The 15,893-nt window shown below is 66.8% G+C and carries 15 protein-coding genes and 1 pseudogene; 9 read left to right on the top strand and 7 right to left on the bottom strand.

All coding sequences use genetic code 11. From position 1 onward, the window contains the following. A complete protein-coding gene (locus ABH923_RS14115) occupies positions 1–1,074 on the bottom strand; it encodes a Gfo/Idh/MocA family protein (RefSeq protein WP_370056009.1) in 1,074 nt (357 codons plus the stop codon). Positions 1,075–1,217: 143 nt separating this feature from the next. Between ABH923_RS14115 and ABH923_RS14110 the strand changes: the two genes are divergently transcribed. The 6 genes from ABH923_RS14110 to ABH923_RS14085 are packed head-to-tail and all read left to right on the top strand — an operon-like array spanning position 1,218 to position 6,167. Then, on the top strand, positions 1,218–2,243 hold the full coding sequence (locus ABH923_RS14110; RefSeq protein ID WP_370056008.1) for a LacI family DNA-binding transcriptional regulator: 1,026 nt from the start codon (positions 1,218–1,220) through the stop codon (positions 2,241–2,243). Positions 2,244–2,303: 60 nt separating this feature from the next. Continuing rightward, positions 2,304–3,227: a DUF5996 family protein gene (locus tag ABH923_RS14105; RefSeq protein ID WP_370056007.1), complete on the top strand. Its 924-nt coding sequence runs from the start codon at positions 2,304–2,306 to the stop codon at positions 3,225–3,227. Further along, a complete protein-coding gene (locus ABH923_RS14100) occupies positions 3,224–3,592 on the top strand; it encodes a UBP-type zinc finger domain-containing protein (protein WP_370056006.1) in 369 nt (122 codons plus the stop codon). The genes ABH923_RS14105 and ABH923_RS14100 overlap by 4 nt, the downstream gene beginning before the upstream one ends. Positions 3,593–3,625: 33 nt before the next feature. Next, entirely contained in the window at positions 3,626–4,099 is a 474-nt protein-coding gene (locus tag ABH923_RS14095; RefSeq protein WP_370056005.1) for a carboxymuconolactone decarboxylase family protein, read from the top strand. Positions 4,100–4,119: 20 nt separating this feature from the next. Then, on the top strand, positions 4,120–4,470 hold the full coding sequence (locus ABH923_RS14090; protein ID WP_370056004.1) for a GNAT family N-acetyltransferase: 351 nt from the start codon (positions 4,120–4,122) through the stop codon (positions 4,468–4,470). A gap of 44 nt (positions 4,471–4,514) precedes the next feature. Then, on the top strand, positions 4,515–6,167 hold the full coding sequence (locus ABH923_RS14085; protein ID WP_370056003.1) for an MFS transporter: 1,653 nt from the start codon (positions 4,515–4,517) through the stop codon (positions 6,165–6,167). Between the two features lie 74 nt (positions 6,168–6,241). On the opposite strand, the gene ABH923_RS14080 is transcribed toward ABH923_RS14085, so the two are convergent. From ABH923_RS14080 to ABH923_RS14065, 4 genes and pseudogenes are all read right to left on the bottom strand, one after another. Then, the gene (locus ABH923_RS14080) at positions 6,242–7,624 is read right to left on the bottom strand and encodes an aldehyde dehydrogenase family protein (protein ID WP_370056002.1); all 1,383 of its coding nucleotides are present in this window, start codon (positions 7,622–7,624) and stop codon (positions 6,242–6,244) included. 27 nt (positions 7,625–7,651) lie between these two features. Further along, positions 7,652–8,956, bottom strand: coding sequence for a dihydrolipoamide acetyltransferase family protein (locus ABH923_RS14075; protein ID WP_370056001.1), 1,305 nt, complete (start codon positions 8,954–8,956; stop codon positions 7,652–7,654). Between the two features lies 1 nt (position 8,957). Then, a complete protein-coding gene (locus tag ABH923_RS14070) occupies positions 8,958–9,308 on the bottom strand; it encodes a transketolase C-terminal domain-containing protein (protein ID WP_370056000.1) in 351 nt (116 codons plus the stop codon). A gap of 169 nt (positions 9,309–9,477) precedes the next feature. Beyond that, positions 9,478–10,707 (bottom strand): annotated as a pseudogene (locus ABH923_RS14065) (thiamine pyrophosphate-dependent enzyme); the annotation flags it as partial. A 572-nt stretch (positions 10,708–11,279) separates the two neighbouring features. Here ABH923_RS14065 and ABH923_RS14060 point away from each other — a divergent pair. After that, positions 11,280–11,834 (top strand): VOC family protein, encoded by a 555-nt coding sequence (locus ABH923_RS14060; RefSeq protein ID WP_370055999.1) that lies wholly within the window; start codon positions 11,280–11,282, stop codon positions 11,832–11,834. Between the two features lie 22 nt (positions 11,835–11,856). Further along, entirely contained in the window at positions 11,857–12,522 is a 666-nt protein-coding gene (locus ABH923_RS14055; protein ID WP_370055998.1) for a GntR family transcriptional regulator, read from the top strand. A gap of 7 nt (positions 12,523–12,529) precedes the next feature. On the opposite strand, the gene ABH923_RS14050 is transcribed toward ABH923_RS14055, so the two are convergent. Beyond that, a complete protein-coding gene (locus ABH923_RS14050) occupies positions 12,530–13,771 on the bottom strand; it encodes a M24 family metallopeptidase (RefSeq protein ID WP_370055997.1) in 1,242 nt (413 codons plus the stop codon). Then, on the bottom strand, positions 13,768–14,829 hold the full coding sequence (locus tag ABH923_RS14045) for an NAD(P)-dependent oxidoreductase (RefSeq protein ID WP_370055996.1): 1,062 nt from the start codon (positions 14,827–14,829) through the stop codon (positions 13,768–13,770). The genes ABH923_RS14050 and ABH923_RS14045 overlap by 4 nt, the downstream gene beginning before the upstream one ends. On the opposite strand from ABH923_RS14045, the gene ABH923_RS14040 reads away from it, so the two are divergent. Further along, a complete protein-coding gene (locus ABH923_RS14040; RefSeq protein ID WP_370055995.1) occupies positions 14,814–15,830 on the top strand; it encodes a LacI family DNA-binding transcriptional regulator in 1,017 nt (338 codons plus the stop codon). The genes ABH923_RS14045 and ABH923_RS14040 overlap by 16 nt on opposite strands. Positions 15,831–15,893: the final 63 nt, after the last annotated feature.

Raw genomic sequence — 15,893 nt, 5'->3', positions numbered from 1 at the left:
TCAGGCCTCCTGGTCTGCGCTGGTGAGCGGGAAGGCGATGCGTCGCCCGGTGCGGTGCGACTCGTAAGCGCCGAGGATCATCTCCAGCGCGGCCCGGCCGTCGGCGGCGTCAGGGACGGGGCGGTCGCCGGTGCGGATGACCCGCTCGAACTCCACGAGGAGATCCCGGTAGCAGGCCTCGTAACGTTCGTCGCCGACGAGGTCGACGTAGCGCCGGCCGATCCACGGCTCCTCGATGCCCTGGATCTCGTATTGCGGGCTCTTCTGGTAGTGGAGCTCGATCTCGCCCTTGTTACCGCTGAGCGACGCGTGGTCGGGGCTGTTGAGAGGACCGAAGTAGTCGGGTGCGTGCCAGGTGCTCTCGACCGTGACGATCGCGCCGTTCTCGAGCGTGTAGGTCGCAACACCGTAGTCCTCGACGCCCAGGTCCTTGTAGGTCAGCGACCCGATGTGCGCGGTGACCGATGCGGCCTCGCTGCCGAAGAACCAGCGGAAGAAGTCGGTGAAGTGGACTCCGTGGTCGAGGAAGCCGCCGCCGCCGCTCTTGATCGGGTCGGCGTACCAGCCCTGGTCCGCCGCCCCTGGATGGTCGAGGATCGCCCCGACCGGGAACCGGATGGAGTAGAACCCGGAGACCAGCTCGCCGACCGCGCCGGCGTCGACGGCCTCCTTCACCTGCTGGTAGGCCGGGAGGAACCGCAGCAGGTAGGCCAGCATGACGGGCACCTTCTCGCCGGCGCGCACGATTCGGTCGGCGTCGTCGAGGGTGGTCGAGATCGGCTTGTCGAGGAGGACGGGCTTGCCCGCGGCGGCGGCCAGTTCAACGTGGTCGGCGTGAGCGGAGGTGTACGAGGTGACGATGACCGCGTCCACGTCGTCGCGCTGGATCAGCTCGGCGTAGTCGGTTGTCCAGCTGCCGCCGAACTCCTCGACGAAGCTCTGCGCGACTTCGGGGCGCTCGTCGGCGACGCCGACCAGCTCGAGCCCGTCGATCCCGCGCAGTAGCTCTTTCGCGAACGGGTACGCGTGGTAGTGGTTGTGAAGGCCGGCTATGCCGATCCGGATGTTGGCCACAGAAGTGCTCCATTACAGCTCTGTCCCCGCGGAGGGGCTCGGTGTAGAGTTACGCAACCGGTTTACTAAACCGCTTGCGTTATCATTGCACGAAGCCGGGGAGCTACGCAACCGGTTTAGTAAACGAAGCCGAAGGAGTCCGCATGGACGGGAAACCGACGACGATCCGAGAGATCGCCGCCATCGCTGGCGTGTCCGCCGGGACGGTCTCCCGAGTCATGAACGGCAAGCCCGGTGTCGGCAAGGAGGCCCGCAAACGGATCTCCGAGCTGATCGCCGAGTACGACTTCCGCGGCGACGGGAACGCCAGGCAGCTCGCCAAAGGCCGCAGCGACACGATCGGCATCGTCTTCCCGCTCCACGCGTCCGAGGTCGTGATGCACCCCGTCTACCCCGACCTGCTCGGGGCGATCAGCGACTCGGCGCAGCTCCACGGCAAAGACGTCAACCTGTTCACGACCGCCAGCGGAGACCCGTCAGAGCACATCATCGACGCCTTTCGGCGCCGCAGGGTCGACGGGCTGATCCTGCCCGCCGCCAGCTCGGAGGACCCGCTGATCGCCCGCGTCGTTGAGGAGGGCATCCCCACGGTCCTGATCGGCCACCGCCAGGCGTCCGATCGTATGACCTGGGTGGACTGCACGCACGACGAGGCGATCGAGGAGATTGCGAGGCGGCTCATCGCCGCCGGGCGGCGCCGCATCGTGCTCCTCAACGGCCCGCGACGCGTGTGCGCGTACGGGCTTCGCTCCGAGGGCTTCTGGCGAGCGATCGAGGCGTCCGGCCTCTCCGACCTCGTCGGCGAGGAGGTCGAGCTCGACATGGGCTACGCGGCCGGCATCGGCGCTTCGGCCGCCGTTCGCGATGCCGACGCCGTCATCTGCTCAGCGGACAGCACCGCGGGCGGCATCCTGGAGCTGCTGCGCGACTCCGGGCGGGAGGTCCCTGCGACCGTCGATGTGACCGGCTTCGACGACACGCCGTTCAGCGCGCACGCCAACCCCCCGCTCACCACGGTCAGGATGCCGCTGCGCGAGACCGGCGAACTGGCCGTCCAGCATCTGATCCGCCTCACCGAGGAGAGCATCACGCCCGCTCCGACCATCCTGCCGACGACCGTCGTCTGGAGGGGCAGCACCGGTGAACGGGCCGGCACCCGCGAAAGCTAGAGTGGGTGCCCTGACGATCTGACGCGGCGACCGGACACGCCACTAGCGAAGAGGGAGCACATGGCAGACGACGCATCCTGGCCGACCCTCGCGGTGGAGAGCTGGACGCCGACCCGCGACACCCTGCACATGTGGACGCAGATCGTCGGGAAGATCCGGATGGCGCTGGCCGCCCCCGTCAACCACTGGTGGCACGTCACCCTCCGCGTCGACGCCCGCGGGCTCACGACGGGCGGCATCCCGGTCGGCGGGCGGCTGCTCGAGCTGGCCTTCGACTTCGTCGACCATGTGCTGCTCGTGCGCACGAGCGACGGCGGGCTGGTGACCGTCCCGCTGGTCGGCCGCTCGGTCGCGCGGTTCTATGCCGAGGTCTTCGACGCGCTGCGCCTGCTCGGCGTCGAGGTCGCCATCCACCCGTCGCCGAACGAGGTGGAGGTGGCGATCCCGTTCGCCGACGACACCGTGCACGCCACCTACGTGCCCGAGCAGGCGAACGCCTTCTGGCGGCAGCTCATCCACGCGGACCGCGTCCTCCAGCGCTTCCGTTCCGGGTTCCGCGGCAAGGTCAGCCCCGTGCACTTCTTCTGGGGCGCAATGGACCTGGCCGTCACCCGCTTCTCCGGTCGCACCGCTCCACCGCACCCGGGCGGGGCGCCGAACTGCCCGGACAGCGTGATGCGCGAGGGCTACTCGCACGAGCTCAGCAGCGCCGGGTTCTGGCCGGGCGGCGGGACGGAGGGCGCGTTCTACTCGTACGCATATCCCGCCCCGGATGGCTACGCGGAGGCCGACCTGCCGCCTGGCGCGACGTTCAGCGCGGAGTATGGCGAGTTCCTGCTGCCCTACGAGGTCGTGCGGGCCTCCCCCGACCCGGACGCGACGGTGCTCGCGTTCCTGGACGCCACCTACGACGCGGCCGCTCGTCGGGGAGACTGGTCCCCCGACCTCCTGATCGCCCCGAACCCTGCGAGGAGTGAACGATGACGGACGGAATCGACCCGAGCGTGCCGCCGAGCGGCACCGGCTGCGTCGAGTGCGAGGCCGACGGCAGCTGGTGGGTGCACCTGCGCCGCTGCGCCGCGTGCGGGCACGTCGGCTGCTGCGACGATTCGCTCTCGCGGCACGCACGCGCGCACGCCGCGGCGACCGGGCACCGCTACATCCAGAGCTTCGAGCCGGGCGAGGACTGGTACTGGGACTTCGTCACCGACCAGTACGCGGAAGGCCCCGCGCTGGCTCCCGCGACGAGCCACCCGGAGGATCAGGGCGTTCCCGGACCGGCGAGCCGCCTCCCCACCGACTGGCGCACCATCCTCATGCAGCGCGCAGACGCCGAGGCGGCGAACTGACGCGCCCGCTCCCGTAACCGAGAGAGAAGTCGAATGCACCCCTACCTGGACAAGTCCATGCCCGCGGCGTGGGAGGCGGCACGAGCCTGGTCAGCGGTCGTCGCGGACGAAGCGCTCGCGGGCGGACTTACGGCGCAGGAGACCGAGCTCCTCAAGGTGCGGGCCTCCCAGCTCAACGCCTGCGCCTACTGCCTCGACCTGCACTCCCGCGAGGCCAGGACGGCGGGCGTCCCCCAGCAGAAACTGGACATGCTCCCGGCCTGGCGGGACGCGGAGCTCTACGACGAGCGCGACCGGGCGGTGCTGGCCGTCGCCGAGGCGGCGACGCTCTTACCGCTGACCGAGGACTCGCGCGCCGATCTCGTCGGCGCCCGCAACGTCCTCGGCGAGTCGGCCTACGTCGCGGCCGAGTGGATCGCCGTGGCGATCAACACCTTCAACCGAATCTCGATCCTGAGCGGCCACCAGGTGAACACGCGCGACTCAGAGGGGCGGCTGGTCCGGTGACATCCTCCGATCGTTTCGTCGTGGAACCCCGTGTGGAGGAGTCGCGGTACCTCCTGATCGATCGCGGCGATGACGGCACCCAGCACACGCCCATCGGTCTCGAAGCCTACGTGGACGTCGACTCCGGCGAGACCCCGCTGCGCATCTACTACCACACGGTCGTCTCGGAGCAGTACGCGGGAAAGGGTCTCGCATCGTTCCTAGTCAGGACGGTCCTCGACGACGCCATCGCCCAGGGTCGATCAATCGTCCCGGTCTGCCCGTACATCGCAGCCTGGCTCCCGAAGCATCCCGAGTACGCGGACCACGTGGTCCGCCCCACCTCCGAACACCGGCACCTCGCGCAGTCGGCCCTGAGGCGCGGGCGTTAGGAGCGATCACGAGGCAGCGAGCCTCGCGCACCTCTCAGGAACGGATGCCGCGTTTCTCCCATAGGTTGAACTCAACAAGAAGGGAATCGATCTTGGTCAGCACCTCCCCGGCATCGAAGGTCGCGTCAACCGTGTCGGCGTGGGCGCCAATGGCGATCCCCGCTTTCCGCGTGCTCTGGTTCGCGCAGCTGGGGAGCAACATCGGTACGTGGATGCAGACGGTCGGTGCGCAGTGGTATTTGGTCGACGCCGCCGCGGGAGCGACCGTCATCGCGCTCGTGCAGACTGCGAGTCTGGCCCCGGCGATGCTGTTCTCCGTACCGGCCGGCGTCCTCGCCGACTCGTTCGACCGCCGACGGCTGCTGATCTGGGGCAACGGGGCGAGTGCAGTGATCGCGGTCGCCCTGACCGTCGTCGCGGCGTCGAACCTCCTGACGCCGTGGACGCTCCTCGCCTTCACCTTCCTGCTCGGGGTGACGAGCGCCCTCACCTCCCCCGCCTGGCAGGCGATCCAGCCGGAGCTCGTCCCGCGCGAGCAGATCGGGGCCTCGTCGGCGCTCGGCGGGGTGACGGTGAACGGTGCGCGCGCTGTCGGCCCGGCGCTCGCGGGCCTCGTCCTCTCGGTCGCCGGCGCTCCCGTCGTCTTCGGAATCAACGCGCTCAGCTTCGTTGCCGCCGCCATCGCCCTGCTCTGGTGGAAGCGGGCTCCCCAGGCCGACCTGGACGACCGGGAGCAGTTCACTCCCGCGCTCCTCGCCGGTGTGCGGTACGTGGCGTCGGCCGGACTGATCCGTCGCATCCTGTTGCGCGCCGCGCTCTTCGCTCTGCCGGCCAGTGCCCTCTGGGCGCTGCTCCCGGTGACCGCGCAGCACCTCGGACTCGACTCCGGAGGCTACGGTCTCCTGCTGGGTTCACTTGGCGTCGGTGCGGTCGCGGGCATCTTCGTGCTCCCCCTCGCGCGTCGGCGATTCTCGGACAACGTGATCATCGCCGTCAGCCCACTACTGTTCGCCGTTGGCGCCGTCGCGGCCGCGTACCTCCCTTTCGTGCCCGCCCTCCTTCTGCTGGTTCTCTCCGGCGTGGCCTGGATCGGTACCTTGACCGTTCTGAACGCCGCCCTCCAGCTGACCCTGCCGCAGTGGGTGCGCTCACGGGGTGCGGCCGTGTACATCGTGGTGTTCATGGGGACAATGGCGATCGGGTCGCTGCTCTGGGGCGTGGTCGCCCAGCTTATCGGCGCGAGCGCGGCGCTCGCTTCGTCTGCCGCGATCCTGCTCCTGGTCTCGCTGAGCACCCGCGTACTGCCCCTTCTGCACGGCACCGGGACGATCGACCGCACGATCAGCCTGACCTGGGCGACACCGACACTGATCTTCGAGCCCAACCCGTCGGACGGCCCAGTGCTGGTCACGTTCTCGTACACAGTGAAGCCCGACAGTATCGAGGCCTTCCGGCACGCGATGCGCGCCGTCGAGAAGTCCCGACGCCGCACTGGCGGATACCGCTGGCGCCTCTACCGCAGCGGCGACCATCGCGACCTGATGCTCGAGTCGTTCATCGTCCCCTCGTGGGGCGAGTTCCGACGACAACAGACCCAACGACTCACCGGCGCCGACCGGGAGATCCTCGGAACGGCCCTCGCCTTCAGCGAGGGAGCCCCCGACGAACGGCATTACTTCCAGACGGTTGTGGATTGAGCCTGGTCTGAAGTCAGACGCACTGACGGCGGACTCCCCTTCCCGCGCCAATGCTCCCGTAGAAGCGCCGCTCGTCAGGCCACCCAAACCGTCTTCAGGTTGCAGAACTCCCGGATGCCTTCCATCGACAGCTCGCGGCCGAAACCGGAGCGCTTGATCCCGCCGAACGGAAGTTCAGCAAACGAGATGGTCATGCCGTTCACGAACACGGCACCGGCTTCGATCTCACGGACGACGCGGTCGATTTCCTCTTGGTCGTTGCTCCAGAACGCCGATCCGAGTCCGAAGTCGCTCTCGTTCGCGATGTCGAGCGCCTCGTCGAGGGACCCGACCTTGTACAGCGAGGCGACCGGCCCGAATGCCTCTTCGGAGAACAGACGCATGTCGCGCGTGATGCCCGTCACGACCGTGGGCGCGTAGAACCAGCCGTCTCTCTCGTCGACCGGGGCGCCCCCGGTGAGAACGTGAGCCCCCTTGTCGCGCGCATCCTCGACGAGGGCTTCGATGTCGCGCCGGCCGCTCTCCGTGGCGAGAGGCCCGATCTCCGTCTGATCGTCGGAGGGATCTCCGATGACCAGCGCCGACATCCGCGCGGCGAACTTGCGGGAGAACTCATCGAAGATCTCTTCATGGACGATGAACCGCTTGGCGTTGATGCAGGCCTGCCCATTGTTGATGGTTCTCGCCTTGACCGCGATCTCGACCGCCGCGTCGAGCTCAGCCGAGGGCATCACGATGAAGGGGTCCGACCCGCCGAGCTCGAGGACGGCCTTCTTGAGCACGTCGCCGGCAGTGGCACCGATTGAGCGCCCTGCGCCTTCCGAGCCGGTAAGAGTTACGGCGGCGACGCGGGCGTCCCGGATCACCTCCGCAACGCGTTGCGAGCCGATGAGAAGAGTCGAGAAGGAGCCCTCCGGAAACCCGGCGCGTGCGAAGAGCTCGCCGATGTACCGCGCGGACTGCGGAACGTTGGAGGCGTGCTTGAGCAGCCCTGCGTTGCCCGCCATAAGCGCCGGCGCGGCGAATCTGACAACCTGCCAGATCGGATAGTTCCACGGCATCACCGCCAGCACGACGCCGAGCGGATCGAATCGTGTGCCGGCGGCGGAAGCGTTCACGACGGACGGGTTCTCGAGCGTCCGGCCCTCGAGGAACTCGTAGGCATGTTCCGCGTAGTACCTCATCGTGTGCGCCGACTTCGCGACTTCAGCGCGGGACTGCGCAATCGGCTTGCCCATCTCGGCCGTGATCATCGCAGCCACCTCGTCGCCCTCGGACTCGAGCAGATCAGCCGTCGCAGCCATCCATTCGGCGCGCTGCGCCCACCCTGCCCGTGCGAGGAGTTCGACGGCCGTGGCTGCGGCGGCGATCTTGGCGTCGACGGTGGAATCGTCGTCTTCATCGAAGGCGGCAAGGGTCTCGCCGGTGGTGGGGTTGACGCTGCGCATGCTGGTCATGGTTCGCTTCTTTCGAGGGATGGCGTGTCAGATGAGGATGGTGAACGGGTCTTCGATGCGGCGGCGGAGCGCCGCGAGCCACTGAGCGGCTACGGCTCCATCGAGGACTCGATGATCGGCGGACAACGACACGGTCATCACGGAGGCCACGGCAAGCCGTCCCTCGCTGTCGACCACCGGAGCCTTGCGTGCGGCGCCGACGGCGAGAATGCCCGACTGGGGAGGGTTGAGGATCGCGGTGAACGCGTCGGTCCCGTACATGCCCAGGTTGGAAATGGCGAAGGATCCGCCTTCCAGCTCGTGCTGCATGAGCCGGCCACTGCGTGCCCGCTCGGCGAGGTCGGCGACTGTGGCGCTGACCTCGGTCAGTGGCATTCGTTCGACTCCACGCAGCACGGGGGTCGTGAGACCGCCGTCGGTGGCCACCGCCACGGCGAGGTCGACGCTCGAGAATCTGCGGATCGAGTCGGTGTTCCAGATGGCGTTCGCCTCCGGTACCTCCATCATGGCCGCGGACACCGCTTTGATCACGAGGTCGTTCACCGAGATCTTCCGCGGCGCGTGCAGATTGATTTCTTGCCGCAGCGCCACCAGTCTGTCGACATTGCAGTCCGCGACGAGGTAGAAGTGCGGGACTGTCGACTTGCTCTCAGTGAGCCGCCGTGCGATCGCCTTTCGCATCCTGTCAAGGGGAACGTCGCTGTACGCAGTGCTCTCGTCCACGCGGACCGGCGCGTCGGCCGCCAGAGTCGGCGCTTCGGGCACCCTCCCGCTCTCCCCTGCCTCCGCGGAGGTCCGCAATCTCTCTTGCAGGTACCGTTCGAGGTCGCGGCGGACCACACGCCCCTCGGGCCCCGTGCCTGTCAACAGCCCGATCTCGATGCCGTGCTCTCGGGCTCTGCGTCTGACGAGTGGGCTGATGAACCGGCGTTTGATCGAGTCGGGCACCTCCGGAGCAGGCTCATTGCCAGTCTGAGCCTCCAGGCGCGGCTGCTGGGTCGTCGGGCGCGGCGGCTGATCCTCCGGGCGCGGCGGCTGATCGGTCACCAGACCCGTCGCAGCAAGCGCCGGGGCGATCGCGTCTTCTCCCTCGCCGGTGCCGAGCAGCACCAGGATCGGGTCGCCCACTGCGACGCTGTCTCCCTCTGCGGCCAGCACACGACCGACGATGCCCTCGAACTCGGATTGGAGCTCGACGATCGCCTTATCGGTCTCGACCTCTGCGATGGCCTGGTTGGTGCTCACTGACGCGCCCGGTGCGACCAGCCACGTCTGGATGGCTGCCTCTGCTGCGCCGGCGAGTACTTCCGGCATTCTGATGATCTCGGCCACCTCATGCTCCGAATCCGCTGCGCACAGCCTCGATGCCGACGACGATCTCCTCGGTCCGAGCGATCGCTGCACGCTCGAGGACCCGGGAAATGCTGGGCGAGGCTTCGCCGCCGGTCACTCGCGCGACCGGCTGGTCAAGCCAATCGAAGTAGCGTCGCTGAATCTCGTCAGCCAGCCATCCGCCATACGAGGTTCCCTGGGCGCCCTGCTCGACGATGAGCACGGCGTTGGTCTTCTTGATGCTCGCACCGATGGTTTCCCAGTCGATCGAGGCGCGGTCCAACCAGCGGAGGTCGATGAGATCGGCATCGATCCCGGTCTGGTCGATCGCTTCTTCGGCATGGGTGATCATCGACAGGTAGCTGATGACGGTGAGCTCGGTGCCTTCGCGAAGGACCGCGGCCTCGCCTGGAGGGAGGACGTATATCGAGGTCGCCGACCGGAACGGTATCTGCGGTCCCGTAAAGATCGACGTGTTCTATCACGAGGACGGGATCGTTGAGGGCGAGGGCCGCGTTCATGAGGCCCACGTAGTCCGTCGCGTTCGACGGGGCGACGATCCGCCATCCCGGGCTGGCGGCGAAGATCCCTGCCGGGTCCATCAAATGCTGCGAGCCGTACCCCGAGCCCATCGCGACCTTGGTCCGAAGCACCAAGGGAACCGCGTTTTCGCCGCCGAACATGTGCCGGGCCTTGCCGATCTGGTTGAACACCTGGTCGGCGGCGACCCACATGAAGTCCGGGTACATGAACTCGACGACCGGGCGGAACCGGCCGTCGAGCGCGAGGCCCCCGGCCAATCCGACGAACGCGTTCTCGCTGATCGGCGTGCCGACGATGCGCTCTTCGCCGTATTTCTTGACCAATCCCTTGGTGGCGCCGTTGGTGCCCCCGCTGAGGTGATGGACGTCTTCTCCCATCACAACGATGCGAGGGTCTTCCCCCATCCGGCGGTCCATGACCTGAGCGACGGCGTCGATGAATTTGAGCGGCCGAGTGTCGCTCGCGTGCTGCGTGGAAAGGCTGTCAAGTTCGCTGCCGTCGCCGCGCACTCCGACGTTGACGAAGGTGGTCTCCGGCCAGAGTTCGGGGCGAATCCGCCGCTTCCCGGGATTCTCAGGGTCCGCTTCGAGCAACTGGTCCACGGCATCGCTCATCGCGCGTTGAGCGCGAAGCCGCAGCTCGTCGACGTCGTTCTGCGAGATGAGGGACCGCTCGATCATCTTTCGCGCAACGAGGTCGAGTGGGTCTCGGGCACGCCAGGCCGCCTCTTCTTCCTTGGTGCGGTATCCGAACGCGCTTCCGGGGTAGGCGCCGTTCTGGTGGAAGAAGCGGTACACCTCAGCTTCGATGATGGTCGGTCCCTCACCCGAGCGCATGCGCTCGGCGGCTTCTTCCATAGCCAGGTGGACCGCCAGCGGGTCCATGCCATCCACACGCCACGATGGGATGCCGAATCCCTGCCCGCGGATGGAGAAGCGCGAGTCGGCGGTGATTTCGTCAGCGCGGGTGGACACGGCGTAGAGGTTGTTTTCGATGAAGAAGCAGACCGGGAGCTTCCACGCTGCCGCGAGATTCATCGACTCGAGCACGGAACCGATCTGCGAGGCGCCGTCGCCGAAGTAGTTGATCGTGAAGTCCGTGGTGTGGCTGTGCTTCTGCGCCCAGGCGTTGCCCGTGGCCATCGGAGCGCCACCACCCACGATGGCGTTCGTGCCGAGGGCTCCGGCCTCGAACCACTGGAGATGCATCGAGCCGCCGCGCCCGTGGCAGTATCCCTGGGCGAGGCCGAGGATTTCAGCGAGCGTTCGCTGCAGAACCGTCTGAATCGCGGGAGTGACGGGGTCTCCCGGCGGAATGATCCCGCCGCTCACATGCGTGAGGGCCTTCGCCAGGAACTGATGGTGCCCTCGGTGCGAACCGTTGACGCCGTCGCTCGAACGCAGTCCGACGATCGAGCCGACCGCCCCACCCTCTTGGCCGATGCTGGAGTGAGCCGGCCCGTGAACGAGGCCTTCGCCGGCGAGTTCGAGCACGGATTCTTCGAATGCCCGGATGAGGTGGAGCTGGCTGAGCATCGTGCCCAGGAGCTCCGGGTCGGCGGCATTCCAGTCGGCGCTGGTGGTTGAGAGCTCGATCCAGTCGACCCCGGTCTGCAGGCGCTTGCGCTTCGGCATCGTTGCCTCTTTCTCGTGGGTGGGCGGTCGTCGGGACCGCGTCAACCGTCAATCTAGATCAAGATTGTATCCAATGCAAGCCAAATTGAACGCACAACTGGCGCCTTCTTCATTCTTGAGCTTTATGCTGGATACAATCACTACTATTGGAGGCGAAGATGACTCGAGACGGCTTGAGGGGAATCCCGGGGATCAGAGGCACCGACCACCTGGGGTTCACCGTCCCTGATCTGGAGGAAGCGCACACCTTCCTTGTCGACGTACTGGGCTGCGAACCCATCTACACACTGGGGGCGAAGGAGTCGGACTCCGACTGGATGCAGACGCATCTCGGCGTCCATCCCCGAACGGTCATCAGGGAGATCCGCTTCTACCGCCTCGGACATGGCGCCAACTTCGAAGTGTTCCTGTACGAGTCGGCGGACGGGCAGCAGCCCCAGCCGCGCAACAGTGACATCGGCGGGTACCACATCGCCTTCTACGTCGACGACTTGGACGAAGCGGTGGACTTCCTTCGTCGGCACGAGGTGGAGGTCATGGGGGAACCGACGGCCAGTCGCCAGTCCGCGGAAGGACAGAGGTGGGTTTATTTCCGCAGCCCGTGGGGGCTGCAGTTCGAGCTCGTGAGCTTTCCGCACGGCAAGGCGTACGAGAATGGTGCGGACAGGATTCTGTGGCACCCGGCGCATCCAGAGCTGTAGAAGAGTCGAGAGGGAGATCCGCATGTCGGCGACGTCCACTCAGCACGGGGTGACCGGCGCGAGGATCGCCGGCTCCCTCCGCGACGCGATCCTCGATGGCGGTTACGCGCCAGGCGAGCGCATCAGACAGGAGGAGCTCGCGGAGCAGAGCGGTGCGAGCAGAGTGCCCGTGCGTGAAGCGTTGAGGATGCTGGAGGCGGAGGGCCTGGTGACATTGGTCGCCAACACCGGGGCATGGGTCTCATCGCTCAGCGTGGCCGAGTGCCACGAGCTCTATCAGATGCGCGAGCGGCTCGAGCCGCTGTTGCTTCGGCTCAACGTACCGCTTCTGTCGGAGGAGACCGTCCAGCAGCTGGGTGCCCTCGCTGGGAAGATGGAGGCCACGGGCGACGTCGAGGAGTTCCTCCGGCTGGACAGAGAGTTTCATCTCTCCGCCCTCGACGTCGCCCGGACCACCGTTCTCGGCGACACGGTCCGATCCCTCTGGAATCGCACCCAGCACTATCGTCGAGCGGTCACACGGCGCTTCTTCGAGCAGGGCGATCGAAGCGTCCATCACGACCACCATCTGATCGTCGATGCGCTTCGCCGCAGAGATGACGAGGAAGCGGAACAGGTCCTCGCCCGTCACATCCGGCGGAGCCGGCTCGAGCTGTTGCAGCATCCAGACGTGTTCGCGAGCCGGTGAGGCTGGGTCAATATGCGTTGGCGACGACCAAGTCCTGGGCGGGGAACTTCGTGAGCAGTTCCGTCCCGGTCTCCGTCACCACGACCTCCTCCTCGATGCGCGCAGCGGAGATCCCGTCTGACGCGGGATAGTACGTCTCCATCGCGAAGACCATTCCCGGGCGCAGCTCGATCGGGTGATCGAGCGAATTGAGGCGGGAGATGATCGGCCGCTCATGCAGACCGAGGCCGAGCCCGTGCGCGAACTGCAGCCCGAAGGCCGCCAGCTCGTTGTCGAATCCGAATTCGTCGGCTTTCGGAAGGACCCGTGCTACGGCGTCGGTGCCGACGCCTGGTTTGATCGCATCGAGCGCCCTGTCCATCCACTCGCGGGCCTGCGCGTACGCGTCCCGTTGAATCGAGGTCGCGCTGCCCACGGCGAACGTGCGGTAGTAGCACGTGCGGTACCCGTTGTAGGAGTGGATGATGTCGAAGAACGCCTGGTCCCCTGGACGGATGAGGCGATCGGTGAAGTTGTGCGGATGCGGGTTGCACCGCTCTCCCGAGATGGCGTTGACCGCTTCAACCTGGTCGCTCCCCATCTCATAGAGCCGCTTGTTCGCGAGGGCGACGATCTCGTTCTCCCGGACGCCCGGCTTCAGCGCCTCGACGATGTCCTGGTAGACGCCGTCGACCATCGCGGCCGCCTGGTTGAGGAGGATCAGTTCGTCCTGCGACTTGATGACGCGGGCGTCCAGCATGTGCTGCTGGGCATCGACGACCCGGATGCCCTGCGCCTCGAGCTCGAACAGGAACGGAGGCTCGACGATGTCGATGCCGATCGGGTAGGAAGCGACGCCGGCGTCCTCCAGCAGCCCCTTGATCTCACGCACAGCGTCTCGCATCAGTCCGGCATCCGGCGGAACCGCGCCTCGGAATCCGAGGAATCCCGGACGCCAGTTCTCCTCGGGGAGCCACTTGGAGTAGAGCTTGTGGTGGCGAACCGCCGAGCCGAAGTCCCACAGCACGGGTTCACGATCCCGGACGAGCAGGCAGTACCGGATCATCTTGTCTCCGAGAGCACCGCCGATCCACGTCGAGGTCGTGTACCTGATGTTGTAGAAGTCGAACAGCAGGAACGCTCCGCACTCGCTGGCATCCAGGGCCGCTTTGGCACGCTCGATGCGATAGTTTCTCAGCCGATCGAAGTCGACGCGCTCCTCGTAGTCGACCCCCATGTGCCCCGGGGCGCCGATTGGTCGCCCGCTCATGCGGAGACCACCGCCGGCGCGAGGCCGTCGTCGAACGGCGCCGCCTCTGACTCCGGCGTGTACCCTGAGCGGCGCGTCTGCTCGAGGAAGAGGGTGGCGAAATCGTCGGACACGTGCCCGGCTCCGACAGCCTCGGCCACGAGCATGTCGGTCGCCGCGGCGATCGGCATCGGCACACCGAGCGCCTTGCCTGCGGCCAGGCCGAGCTGCATGTCCTTCCGCAGGAGCACGTTCGTGAACGTGGGCGTGAAGTCCAGGTTCACCAGCGCGGGAGACTTGTAGCGGGTGAAGATCGATCCCATCACCGAGTCGTTGAGGAAGGCCAGGAAATCGGCACGGCTGACTCCGCCGCGCTCGGCGAGAGCGACGATCTCGGACAGTGACTGAGTCACGACTCCGAGGAAGACGTTGTGGGCGATCTTCACGAGACGAGCGACATCGTCGTCGCCGACATGGGTGACAGCACGGCCGAGGTCTTCGAGCAGATACTCGATCTCGTCGAACACCTCACGCGGACCCGACGCGGCGATCGTGAGCATCCCCGCGTCGATGACCTTGGCGTTGCCGCTCACCGGCGCAGCGATGAACTGGATGCCGCGCATCGCCGCGGCGCGACGAATCCGCGCAGAGGCCTCCGGGGAGACGGTCGAGGAATCGATGACGATCTTCGGCGCCCGGTCGGGGTCGGAGAACAGACCACCCTCGCCGATGAGCACCTGCGCCAGATCCTCTGAGGTCGAGACCATCGTGAAGACGACGTCGCGGTCCGCCAGGTCGACCGGCCGGTCGACGATCCTACAGCCGAGCTCCCCGAGGGGGTCCGCCTTGGCGCGTGTCCGGTTGTACACCGTGACATCGCGTCCTGCGTTGGCCAAGCGGGTGGCGAGGGCGAAGCCCATCCGTCCGGTGCCGATCCATCCGATCGTGTGCTGGGACATCATTGTTCCTTCCGTGCAATTCGCTGCAAACTTATTGCAATCGATTGTTATGAGTGCAGTATGGACATCGAGAAGCGACGTGTCAAGGGCATAGGGTGAGCGGTGTGGCTGAGGGACCAACGATCGCGGATGTTGCGCGCCTGGCAGGCGTGCACCCCGGAACCGTCTCGCGTGCGCTGAACCCGAAGGAGGAGTCCAAGGTCAACAGCGAGACGCGAGCGCGCGTCAAGCGGGCCGCGAAACAGCTCGGATACGCGCCGAATTCGCTCGCGCGAAGCCTGCGGACGAGCTCGTCGATGACGGTGGGGATCATCATCCCGGACCTGACGAACCCGATCTTCCCTCCGATCGTGCGCGGGGCCGATTCGTGTCTGGCGACGCACGGGTACTCCGCGTTCGTCGTGAACACCGACAGCGACGAGCAGAACGAGCGTGCGCTGTTCGACTCGCTGATGCAACGCCACGTCGACGGCCTCATCTTCGGTACGGGCCACGCCGGCCCTTCAGTGGCCGAGGAGGCCTTCCAGCGAGGGATCCACGCCGTCATGGTCAACCGCGACGCCGGCGGCGTTCCGTACCCGTCGGTCGTCGGGATGGACGCCGATGGGATCCGTTCCGCCGTCGAGCATCTGCACGCGCTGGGCCACCGGCGAATCGCGCACTTCGCAGGGCCCGCAGAGTTCTCCACCAGCCGGGTCCGTGCCGGCGCTTTCGTCGCCGCCTGCGAGGCGTGCGACATGGACCGCGTGGTCATCGACGCCGGCCAGTACTCCATCGAGGCCGGAAGGGCGGCCACCGCCCAGCTGATCGAGCTGGGCACGGACCTGCCCACGGCCCTGGTCGCCGGAAACGACCTCCTCGCCCTCGGCGCCTACCACGCCATCCGGGCGGCCGGGCTCAGCTGCCCGGAGGACTTCTCGATCGTCGGGTTCAACGACATGCCCTTCGCGGAAGACTTCATGCCGCCTCTGACGACCGTGCGCGTCCCCTTGTTCCAGCTCGGGGTGGAGGCTGCGCAATTGCTGGTCGACCAGCTCAACGGCGGCCGTATCCGGAACGTTCAGGTCGCCCTGCCGGTGGAACTCGTCGTTCGCGGCTCCACGGCTCCCCCTCGAGCCTGATCACTATCTCCTCAGCCCTTGACAAGGCCGGACTTCGTGTGTGAATGTTCTGCAATCGATTGT

It is taken from the genome of Leifsonia sp. EB41, assembly GCF_041262565.1.
GTDB lineage: Bacteria > Actinomycetota > Actinomycetes > Actinomycetales > Microbacteriaceae > Leifsonia.
The sequence above is the reverse complement of the archived record's forward strand: the minus strand, read 5'-3'. Positions and strand labels throughout refer to the sequence as shown.

Excerpts from the sequence above, each read along its gene's own strand:
- ABH923_RS14110 (WP_370056008.1), top strand. The coding sequence starts at position 1,218 with ATGGACGGGAAACCGACGACGATCCGAGAGATCGCCGCCATCGCTGGC.
- ABH923_RS14105 (WP_370056007.1), top strand. The coding sequence starts at position 2,304 with ATGGCAGACGACGCATCCTGGCCGACCCTCGCGGTGGAGAGCTGGACG.
- ABH923_RS14100 (WP_370056006.1), top strand. The coding sequence starts at position 3,224 with ATGACGGACGGAATCGACCCGAGCGTGCCGCCGAGCGGCACCGGCTGC.
- ABH923_RS14095 (WP_370056005.1), top strand. The coding sequence starts at position 3,626 with ATGCACCCCTACCTGGACAAGTCCATGCCCGCGGCGTGGGAGGCGGCA.
- ABH923_RS14085 (WP_370056003.1), top strand. The coding sequence starts at position 4,515 with ATGCCGCGTTTCTCCCATAGGTTGAACTCAACAAGAAGGGAATCGATC.
- ABH923_RS14080 (WP_370056002.1), bottom strand. The coding sequence starts at position 7,624 with ATGACCAGCATGCGCAGCGTCAACCCCACCACCGGCGAGACCCTTGCC.
- ABH923_RS14070 (WP_370056000.1), bottom strand. The coding sequence starts at position 9,308 with ATGATCACCCATGCCGAAGAAGCGATCGACCAGACCGGGATCGATGCC.
- ABH923_RS14055 (WP_370055998.1), top strand. The coding sequence starts at position 11,857 with ATGTCGGCGACGTCCACTCAGCACGGGGTGACCGGCGCGAGGATCGCC.
- ABH923_RS14050 (WP_370055997.1), bottom strand. The coding sequence starts at position 13,771 with ATGAGCGGGCGACCAATCGGCGCCCCGGGGCACATGGGGGTCGACTAC.